Raw genomic sequence first — 9,551 nt, 5'->3', positions numbered from 1 at the left:
TCACGTCAAGAGATCCCGAGGTCGTTGTCGATCAGGTCGAACAGCTCCTCGTTCGTCGCGGACTCGAACCGCTCCGCGGTGGCCGTCCGGTCCTGCGGCCCGTGGGTCTCGTTGAGCCTGGACAGGAGGGACTCCAGGCGCATGACCACCCGTACGCGCCCGATGTCGTCGTGTGCGCGGGCGGCGAGGACCTGTTCGAGGCGGTCGAGTTCGGTGCCGGGCGGCAGATCGCCCTCCGTCTCCTGCAGGATCTCCGCCTGCAGGTGGCGGGCGAGCGCGGCCGGCGTCGGATGGTCGAACACGGAGGTCGCGGGCAGCCGCAGGCCGGTCGCGGCGTCGAGCCGGTTGCGCAGTTCGACGGCGGTGAGCGAGTCGAAGCCGAGTTCGCGGAACGCCCGGCCCGGTTCGACGCCGTCCGGCCTCGCGTGCCCGAGCACCGTCGCCGCGTGCTCCCGCACCAGGTCGAGGAGCAGCCGCTCCCGGTCGGGCTCGGCCAGCACGGTCAGTTCCGCGCGGAGCGTGTGGGCCTCGCCCCTCTCCTCGGCCCGGCCCGCGTCCGGGGCCGTCACCGCGGCCCTCACCTGGGGGATGTCACCGATCAGGGGGCGTTCGCGGGCCATGGTGAAGACGGGCGCGAAACGCTCCCAGTCGACGTCGGCCACCACCACGGACGTGTCGTCGTTCTCCAGGGCCTGCCGGAGCGCGGTCATGCCCGTCTCCGGCTGGATGAGGCGCACGCCCTGGCGGTCCAGGAGGATCTTCGCGTCGTCGCTGACCATGCCGCCGCCGGCCCACGGGCCCCACGCCACCGACAGGGCAGGCACGCCCTCGGCCCGGCGCTGCTCGGCGAGGGCGTCCGTGTAGGCGTTGGCCGCCGCGTAGGCGCCGTGGTCGCCGACGCCCCAGATCGCCGAGACGGACGAGAAGTAGACGACCGCGTCGAGGCTCTCCCGGTCGAGGAGCTCGTCCAGGTGCCTGGCTCCGGCGACCTTCGCGGACGCGATGTCCGCGAAGAGGACGTCGTCCGTCACCGCCAGGGGCGCGAGCACGCCGACTCCGGCGGCGTGCACGACGGTGCGCACCACGTCCCCGTCCGCGGCGAGCTTCGCCAGGAGCGCGGCGACCGCCGCACGGTCGGTCACGTCGCATGCCGCGACGGTGACCCTGGCGCCCGACTTCTCGATGTCCACGACCAGTTCGTCGATTCCGGCGGCCTTGCCGCCGCTACGGCTGGTGAGGACGACGTGCTCGGCTCCGTTGCCGGCGAGCCACCGTGCGACATGGCCGCCGAGCGCGCCCGTGCCTCCGGTGATGATCGCCGTGCCCGACGGCTTCCAGGGCTTGACGGGCACCGACCCGTCGAGCGGAGCGGGCACCACGCGCCGAGTCAGCACACCGGCCTCGCGCACGGCCACCTGGTCCTCGTGGTCGGTTCGCGCGAGAACCGACACCAGGCAGTTCAGCGCGGTCGCGTCCACGTGCTCCGGCAGGTCGACCAGACCGCCCCACAGCTTCGGGTGCTCCAGCGAGGCGACCCGTCCGAGCCCCCACGTCTGAGCCTGCGCCGGCCGCGCGAGGACGTCGGAGCGGCGTACGGAGACAGCGGTCCGCGTGGCACACCACAGGGGCGCCTCAAGGCCCAGCTCGGTCATCGCGCGCAGCAGGGCCAGCACGGCGAACGAACCGACCGGCAGCACCGCGTGCACGGGGTGCGGTCGCTCGTCGAAGCTGAGCAGCGACAGCACTCCGGAGAGCGTCCCGGGCTCGGCGACCGCTGTGCCGAGCCGCTCGGCGAGGTCCTTCACGGTGTCCCGCCCGCCGTCCACGGGCAGCACGATCACGTTCGCACCGTGCTCGCGCAGTGCCGTCGCGCAGTCGGTCACGGCAGGGCTCGCGGCATCCGTCTCGGGCACCGCGAGCACCCAAGTCCCATTGAGCAAGGGAGTGTTCGGCGTGGCCGTGGCGCCCGGGGTGCCCGCATCCGTGAGCGGCTGCCACGTCACGCGGTACCGCCATGCGGCGACGGCCGAGTCCTCGCTGCGCTTCCGGTGCCAGCTGGAGAGGGCGGGCAGCACGCTCGCCAGAGAAGACCCCCCGCTGTCGGCGAGGTCAAGGGTCCTGGCCAGCTCGTCCACGTCGCCGCGCTCGACCACGCCCCAGAACTCGGCGTCCACCGAGTGCTGTCCACCGTCCGCCCGGACGGACACCGGGGCAGGCGCGCTCGGCCAGTAGCGGTCGTGCTGGAAGGCGTAGGTGGGCAGGTCGACGCGGCGGGCGCCGGTGCCTGAGAAGTACGCCGGCCAGTCAACTGCCTTGCCGTGTACGTGGAGTTCGGCGAGGGAGGTGAGGAGCGCGTCGGGCTCGTCACGGTTCTTGCGGAGGGCGGGTACGAAGGTGAGCTGCTGCTCGTCGGAGCCGGACGTCACGCAGTCCTGGGCCATGGCGGAGAGGACTCCGTCGGGGCCGAGCTCCAGGAACGCGGTCACGCCTTCCGCTTCCAGGGTGCGGACCCCGTCCAGGAAACGGACGGCCTCACGGACGTGGCGAACCCAGTACTCCGGGTCCTGGATCTCCTCCGCCGACAGGACCTCGCCCGTCACATCCGAGACGATCGACAGCTGCGGGGCATTGAAGGTCAGGCCTTCGGCCACGGCACGGAAGTCGTCGAGCATCCCGTCCATACGCGGCGAGTGGAACGCATGGCTCACCCGCAACCGCTTGGTCTTACGACCCTCACCCTCAAAATGCGCGGCGATCCGCAGGACCTCTGCCTCGTCGCCCGAAATCACCGTGGCGTTGGGCCCGTTGAGCGCGGCGACGGACACACCCTCGACCAGCAACGGGACGACCTCATCCTCCGCCGCCTGCAACGACACCATCGCCCCACCAGCCGGAAGCGCCTGCATCAGCCGACCCCGCGCCGCCACCAGCTCCGCCGCATCCTCCAGCGACAGCACCCCAGCGACGTACGCAGCCGACAACTCACCAATCGAGTGGCCCAGCAGGAAATCGGGCCGCACGCCCCACGCCTCGACGAGACGGAAGAGTGACACCTCCAGCGCGAACAGCCCGGCCTGCGTGAACTGCGTCTGATCCAGCAGCTCGCCACCGTCGAAGACGACCTCACGCAGCGGCCGCTCCAGATGACGGTCCAGCTCCACGCACACCGCATCGAACGCATCCGCGAAGGCGGGATACGCCTCGTACAACTCCCGCCCCATAGCGGGCCGTTGCGAGCCCTGACCCGAGAACAGCACACCCGTCTTACCGGGCGACACCGAACCCTGTACCGTCCGCTCACCGATCAGCACCGCCCGGTGCTCCAGCACCGCACGCGTCGTAGCCAGCGAGAACCCCACATCCACCGGAGACAACTCAGAGCCGCCGGGCCGCTCGGCGACGAACGACCTCAGCCGCCCCACCTGCGCGGACAAAGCTCCCGAGGAACGACCCGACACCACCCACGGCACCACCGGCACCACCGGCACCATTGGCAACGTCACCGAAGCAGCCGTCTCCGGCTCCTCGGCCTCCGGTGCCTGCTCCAGCACTACATGTGCGTTCGTGCCGCTGACGCCGAAGGACGACACCGCCGCGCGGCGCGGCTCACCCGTCTCCGGCCAGTCGACCGGCTCCGTCAGGAGCTCGACGGCGCCCGCCGACCAGTCCACGTGCGAGGACGGCTCGTCCACATGCAGGGTCTGCGGCAGTAGCCCTTCGCGCATCGCCATGACCATCTTGATGACACCCGCGACGCCGGCGGCGGCCTGCGTGTGACCGATGTTCGACTTCAGCGAACCGAGCCACAGCGGACGGCCCTCCGGACGGCCCTGGCCATACGTCGCGATGAGTGCCTGCGCCTCGATCGGGTCGCCCAGCGTCGTACCCGTACCGTGGCCCTCCACGGCGTCGATGTCCGCCGTCGACAGCCCGGCCGAGGCGAGGGCCTGGCGTATGACGCGCTGCTGGGACGGGCCGTTCGGGGCGGTAAGGCCGTTGGACGCGCCGTCCTGGTTGACGGCGGAACCGCGGACGACCCCCAGCACCTGGTGGCCGTTGCGGCGGGCGTCCGAGAGCCGCTCCAGGAGCAGCAGGCCCACGCCCTCGCCCCAGCCCGTGCCGTCCGCCGCCTCCGCGAAGGACTTGCACCGGCCGTCCGTGGCCAGCGCCCCCTGCCTGCTGAACTCCATGAACGCCGCGGGGGTCGACATCACGGTGGCACCGCCGGCCAGGGCCATCGAGCACTCCCCCGACCGCAGCGCCTGCGCCGCGAGGTGCAGGGCGACCAGGGACGACGAGCACGCCGTGTCCACCGTCACCGCCGGGCCTTCGAGGCCGAACGTGTACGAGAGGCGGCCCGACACGACGCTGGCCGCGTTGCTCGTGGCGAGGGAACCCGCACCGGCGTCGGCCGAGCCGAGCAGGACCGTCGCGTAGTCCTGGCCGTTGGTGCCGGTGAACACGCCGGTGCGGCTTCCGCGCAGCGAGGCCGGGCTGATCCCGGCCCGCTCGAAGGTCTCCCAGGCGGTCTCCAGGAGCAGCCGCTGCTGCGGGTCCATGCCGAGGGCCTCGCGGGGCGAGATACCGAAGAGGGAGGCGTCGAACTCCGCGACATCGTGGACGAATCCGCCCTCGTGGGCCTGGGTGGTGACGGGCTGTCCGTTGTCGCCGCGGTACAGCTGGTCCATGTCCCAGCCGCGGTCGTACGGGAACTCGCTCATCCCGTCGCCGCCCGACGCCACCAGGCGCCACAGGTCCTCCGGCGTCCGAACGCCGCCCGGGTACCGGCAGCCCATGGAGACGATCGCGATGGGCTCGTCGTCGGCATGCGCCGACGGCCGGGCCGCCGTGTCCCCGGCCGGTTCCGCGGTCGGCTCGGCGGCGCCGAGCTGAGGTGCGAGGAGGCGCAGGGCGATGTCGGCCGACGTGGGGTGGTCGAAGACGAGAGTGGTGGGCAGGGTCAGGCCGGTGGCGGCGTTCAGGCGGTTGCGCAGTTCGACCGCGGTGAGCGAGTCGAAGCCCAGCTCGCTGAAGGCCCGGTCCGGGGCGACGGCGTCGGGCGACGGATGGCCGAGCACGGCCGCGGCCTCCGCCCTGACCAGGTCGAGCAGCGTCCTGTCGCGTTCGGCCCGCGGCAGCGCGCCCAGCCGCTCACGCAGCGCCTCGGCGACGTCCCGTCCGCTCGTGCCGTCGGCCTCGGCGCGCGCAGGGCCTCCGCGACCTCGGGGATGTCACCGATGAGGGGCCTTGGGCGGGCCATGGTGAAGGCGGGTGCGAACAAGGCCCAGTCGACGTCCGCGACGGTCAGGCAGGTCGCCCCCGAGCCGACCGCCCGGACCAGGGCGCCGACCGCAAGCTCCGGGTCCATTCCGTTGAGTCCACGGCGGGCGAGCATCTCCTGTGCCGTGCCCACGGCCATGCCGCCTCCGGACCAGCCGCCCCAGGAGATCGACGTGGCCGTGAGGCCGCGGGCCCGCCGGTGTTCGGCGAGGCCGTCGAGGTAGGCGTTGCCGGTGGCGTAGGCGCCCTGGCTCGCGCCGCCCCACACCCCGGCGCCCGAGGCGAAGAGGACAAAGGCATCCAGCGAGTCACGGGTGTCGGCGCCGAAGAGCACATCGAGGTTGGCGGCACCGGTCGCCTTCGCGGCGAGGGCGTCGGCAAAGGCGGCCGGGTCCGCGTCGGCGAGCCCCGCCTGGGTGGTGACGCCCGCGGCGTGGACCACCGCGCGGATGGGCCTGCCGTCCTCCTCCTGCACCCGGGCGACGAGCTCGGCCAGCGCCTCGCGGTCGGCGACGTCGCAGGCCGCGATCGTCACCCGCGCGCCCGACGCGGTCAGTTCGGCCTCGAGTTCGGCGGCACCGGCAGTCTCCGCGCCTCGCCGGCTGGTGAGCACCAGATGCTCCACGCCGGCGCGGGCGAGCCACCGCGCGGTGTGGGCGCCGAGGGCACCCACACCCCCGGTGATCAGGGCCGTGCCCTGCGGGCGCCAGGGCTCGGACGTCCGCTCGTCGCCCTCCGGGGCCCGGACGAGACGGCGTCCGAACACGCCGCCCGACCGCAGTGCCACCTGGTCCTCGCCGGCCGGGTCCGCCAGGACGCCCGGCAGCCTCGACCAGGCACGTGCGTCCAGCGTGTCCAGCTCCACAGGAAGGTCGATCAGCCCGCCCCAACGGTTGGGGTGCTCCAGGCCGAAGACCCGGCCGAGGCCCCAGGTCTGTGCCTGCACCGCGCCCGAGACCGATTCGGACCGGCCGATGGACACGGCGCCGCGCGTCACGCACCACAGCGGAGCGTCCACGCCCTGCTCCACCAGGACCTGCATCAGGGCCAGCAGGGCGGCGACACCGCCCGGGAGCGTCGGGTGCGCGCGGTCGGGCTCCTCGTCGAGCGCGGTCAGCGACACGATGCCGCCGACCGGCCGACCCTCGGGCAGCGCTTCGCGCAGCGCCCGGGCGAGCTCCTCGCGGTCGGTACCGCCCGCCGCGACGGGCACCGTCACGACCTCGGCGCCACCGGCGGCGAGCGCCCGCCCGACGGCGTCCGCCGTCTCAACGGCCCCGGCATCGGGCACGACCAGCAGCCAGGGCCCGCCGAGTCCGGTGTCCGCCTGAAGCGTCAGCGGCTTCCAGGTGATGCGGTAGCGCCAGCCGTCGACCTTCGACGCGTCGCGCCGCTGCCGCCGCCACGCGGACAGCACGGGCAGCAGGTCGCCGAGAGCCGCCAGCGTCTCGTCCTCGACACCGAGCGTGCCTACCAGCGCCGCCAGGTCCCCCTGCTCGACGGCCTCCCAGAACCTGGCGTCCACCGGATCGGCCGCGGCGACGACCGACGCGGCCTGCCCCTGCGGCCAGAACTGCTGGTGCTGGAAGGCGTAGGTGGGCAGGTCGACGCGGCGGGCGTCGGTACCGGCGAAGTACGCGGACCAGTCAACTGCCTTGCCGTGTACGTGGAGTTCAGCGAGGGAGGTGAGCAGGCTCTTCGGCTCGTCACGGTTCTTGCGGAAGGCGGGTACGAAGGTGAGCTGCTGCTCGGCGCCGGAGCCGGACGTCACGCAGTCCTGTGCCATCGCGGAGAGGACTCCGTCGGGGCCGAGCTCCAGGAACGCGGTCACGCCTTCCGCTTCCAGGGTGCGGACCCCGTCCAGGAAACGGACGGCCTCACGGACGTGGCGAACCCAGTACTCCGGGTCCTGGATCTCCTCCGCCGACAGGACCTCGCCCGTCACATCCGAGACGATCGACAGCTGCGGGGCATTGAAGGTCAGGCCTTCGGCCACGGCACGGAAGTCGTCGAGCATCCCGTCCATACGCGGCGAGTGGAAGGCATGGCTCACCCGCAACCGCTTGGTCTTACGACCCTCACCCTCAAAATGCGCGGCGATCCGCAGGACCTCTGCCTCGTCGCCCGAAATCACCGTGGCGTTGGGCCCGTTGAGCGCGGCGACGGACACACCCTCGACCAGCAACGGGACGACCTCGTCCTCCGCCGCCTGCAACGACACCATCGCCCCGCCGGCCGGAAGCGCCTGCATCAGGCGACCCCGCGCCGCCACGAGAGCAGCAGCGTCTTCGAGCGACAGCACCCCGGCCACGTACGCAGCCGACAACTCACCGATCGAGTGCCCGAGCAGGTAGTCCGGCTTCACACCCCACGCCTCGACGAGACGGAAGAGGGACACCTCCAGCGCGAAGAGACCCGCCTGCGTGAACTGCGTCTGATCCAGTAGCTCACCACCCTCGAAGACGACCTCACGCAGGGACTGGTCCAAGTGACGGTCCAGCTCCGCACACACCGCGTCGAACGCGTCCGCGAAAACGGGATACGCCTCGTACAACTCCCGGCCCATACCGGCCCGTTGCGAACCTTGGCCCGAGAACAGCACACCCACCCGACCCGGCGACACCGAACCCTCGGCCACCTGCTCGCCGCCGATCAGCACCGCCCGGTGCTCCAGCACCGCACGCGTCGTAGCCAGCGAGAAACCCACATCCACCGGCGACAACTCGGAGCCGCCGGGACGCTCGGCGACGAACGACCGCAGTCGCCCCACCTGCCCCGCCAGAGCCTCCTCGGACTTCGCCGACACCACCCACGGCACCAACGGCAACGCCACCGGATTCCCGGCCGCCTCCGGCTCCTCAACCTCCGGCGCCTGCTCCAGCACCACATGCGCATTCGTGCCGCTGACGCCGAACGACGAGACACCCACGCGGCGCGGCTCACCCGTCTCCGGCCACTCCACCGGCTCCGCCAGCAGCTCAACAGCCCCCGCCGACCAGTCGACCTGAGGCGTCGGCTCGTCCACGTGCAGGGTCTGCGGCAGCACACCGTGCCGCATCGCCATGACCATCTTGATGATCCCGGCGACGCCCGCGGCCGCCTGCGTGTGACCGATGTTCGACTTCAGTGAACCGAGCCACAGCGGACGGCCCTCCGGACGGCCCTGGCCATACGTCGCGATCAGCGCCTGCGCCTCGATCGGGTCACCCAACGTCGTACCCGTACCGTGCGCCTCCACCGCGTCGATCTGTTCGGGGGCGAGCCTCGCACCGGCCAGGGCCTGGCGGATGACACGCTGCTGCGCGGGGCCGTTGGGGGCCGTGAGGCCACTGCTCGCGCCGTCCTGGTTGACCGCCGAACCCCGTACGACGGCCAGCACCTGGTGTCCGAGGCGGCGCGCGTCGGAGAGACGCTCCACCACGAGCACGCCCGCGCCCTCGGCCCATCCCGTGCCGTCCGCGCCGGCGGCGAAGGATTTGCAGCGGCCGTCGAACGACAGGCCGCGCTGGCGGCTGAAGTCCACGAACGGGCCGGGAGTCGCCATGACCGTCACACCGCCGGCCAGCGCCATCGAGCATTCGCCCGACCGCAGCGCCTGCACCGCGAAGTGGAGGGCGACCAGCGACGACGAGCACGCCGTGTCCACCGTCACCGCCGGGCCCTCAAGGCCCAGCGTGTAGGAGACGCGGCCGGAGAGGACGCTGCCGGAGTTGCCCGTGCCCAAGTAGCCTTCCACACCGTCCGGTACGGACTGCAGCTGGCTGATGTAGTCGTGGTACATCAGGCCCGCGAACACTCCGGTCCTGCTCCCCTTGAGCGAGGTCGGGTCGATGCCGGCGCGCTCGAAGGCCTCCCAGGACACCTCGAGGAGCAGCCGCTGCTGCGGGTCCATCGCCAGCGCCTCACGCGGCGAGATCCCGAAGAATCCCGGGTCGAAGGCGCCGGCCTCGTGCAGGAAGCCGCCCTCTTGCACGTACGACGTACCGGACTCGCCCGGGTCGGAGCTGAAGAGCCCTTCCACGTCCCAGCCGCGGTCGGTGGGGAACGGGGAGATCCCGTCCCCGCCCGCGGCGACGAGCTCCCACAGTTGCTCGGGGCTCGTGACACCGCCGGGGTAGCGGCAGCTCATGCCCACGATCGCGATCGGCTCGCGCTCCCGGTCCTCCATCTCGCGCAGCCGATGGCGAGTCTCGCGCAGGTCCGCCGTGGCCCGCTTGAGGTAGGCGAGGAACTTCTCCTCGTTCGCCATGGGGTGTCACTCCTTGAAGAGG

2 protein-coding genes are annotated in these 9,551 nt (G+C 72.1%); both read right to left on the bottom strand.

Annotated features, from left to right (window positions below):
• Nucleotides 1–5: 5 nt before the first annotated feature.
• Nucleotides 6–5,078, bottom strand: coding sequence for a type I polyketide synthase (locus AB5J49_RS35690; RefSeq protein ID WP_369172976.1), 5,073 nt, complete (start codon nucleotides 5,076–5,078; stop codon nucleotides 6–8).
• The gene (locus AB5J49_RS35685; RefSeq protein WP_369172975.1) at nucleotides 4,979–9,529 is read right to left on the bottom strand and encodes a type I polyketide synthase; all 4,551 of its coding nucleotides are present in this window, start codon (nucleotides 9,527–9,529) and stop codon (nucleotides 4,979–4,981) included. The genes AB5J49_RS35690 and AB5J49_RS35685 overlap by 100 nt, the downstream gene beginning before the upstream one ends.
• Nucleotides 9,530–9,551 lie beyond the last annotated feature (22 nt).

The organism is Streptomyces sp. R28, from assembly GCF_041052385.1.
In the GTDB taxonomy this organism is placed as follows: domain Bacteria; phylum Actinomycetota; class Actinomycetes; order Streptomycetales; family Streptomycetaceae; genus Streptomyces.
The sequence above is the reverse complement of the archived record's forward strand: the minus strand, read 5'-3'. Positions and strand labels throughout refer to the sequence as shown.

What these genes read in the sequence shown, in the direction of transcription:
- AB5J49_RS35685 (WP_369172975.1), bottom strand. Translation starts at nt 9,529, where the DNA reads ATGGCGAACGAGGAGAAGTTCCTCGCCTACCTCAAGCGGGCCACGGCG.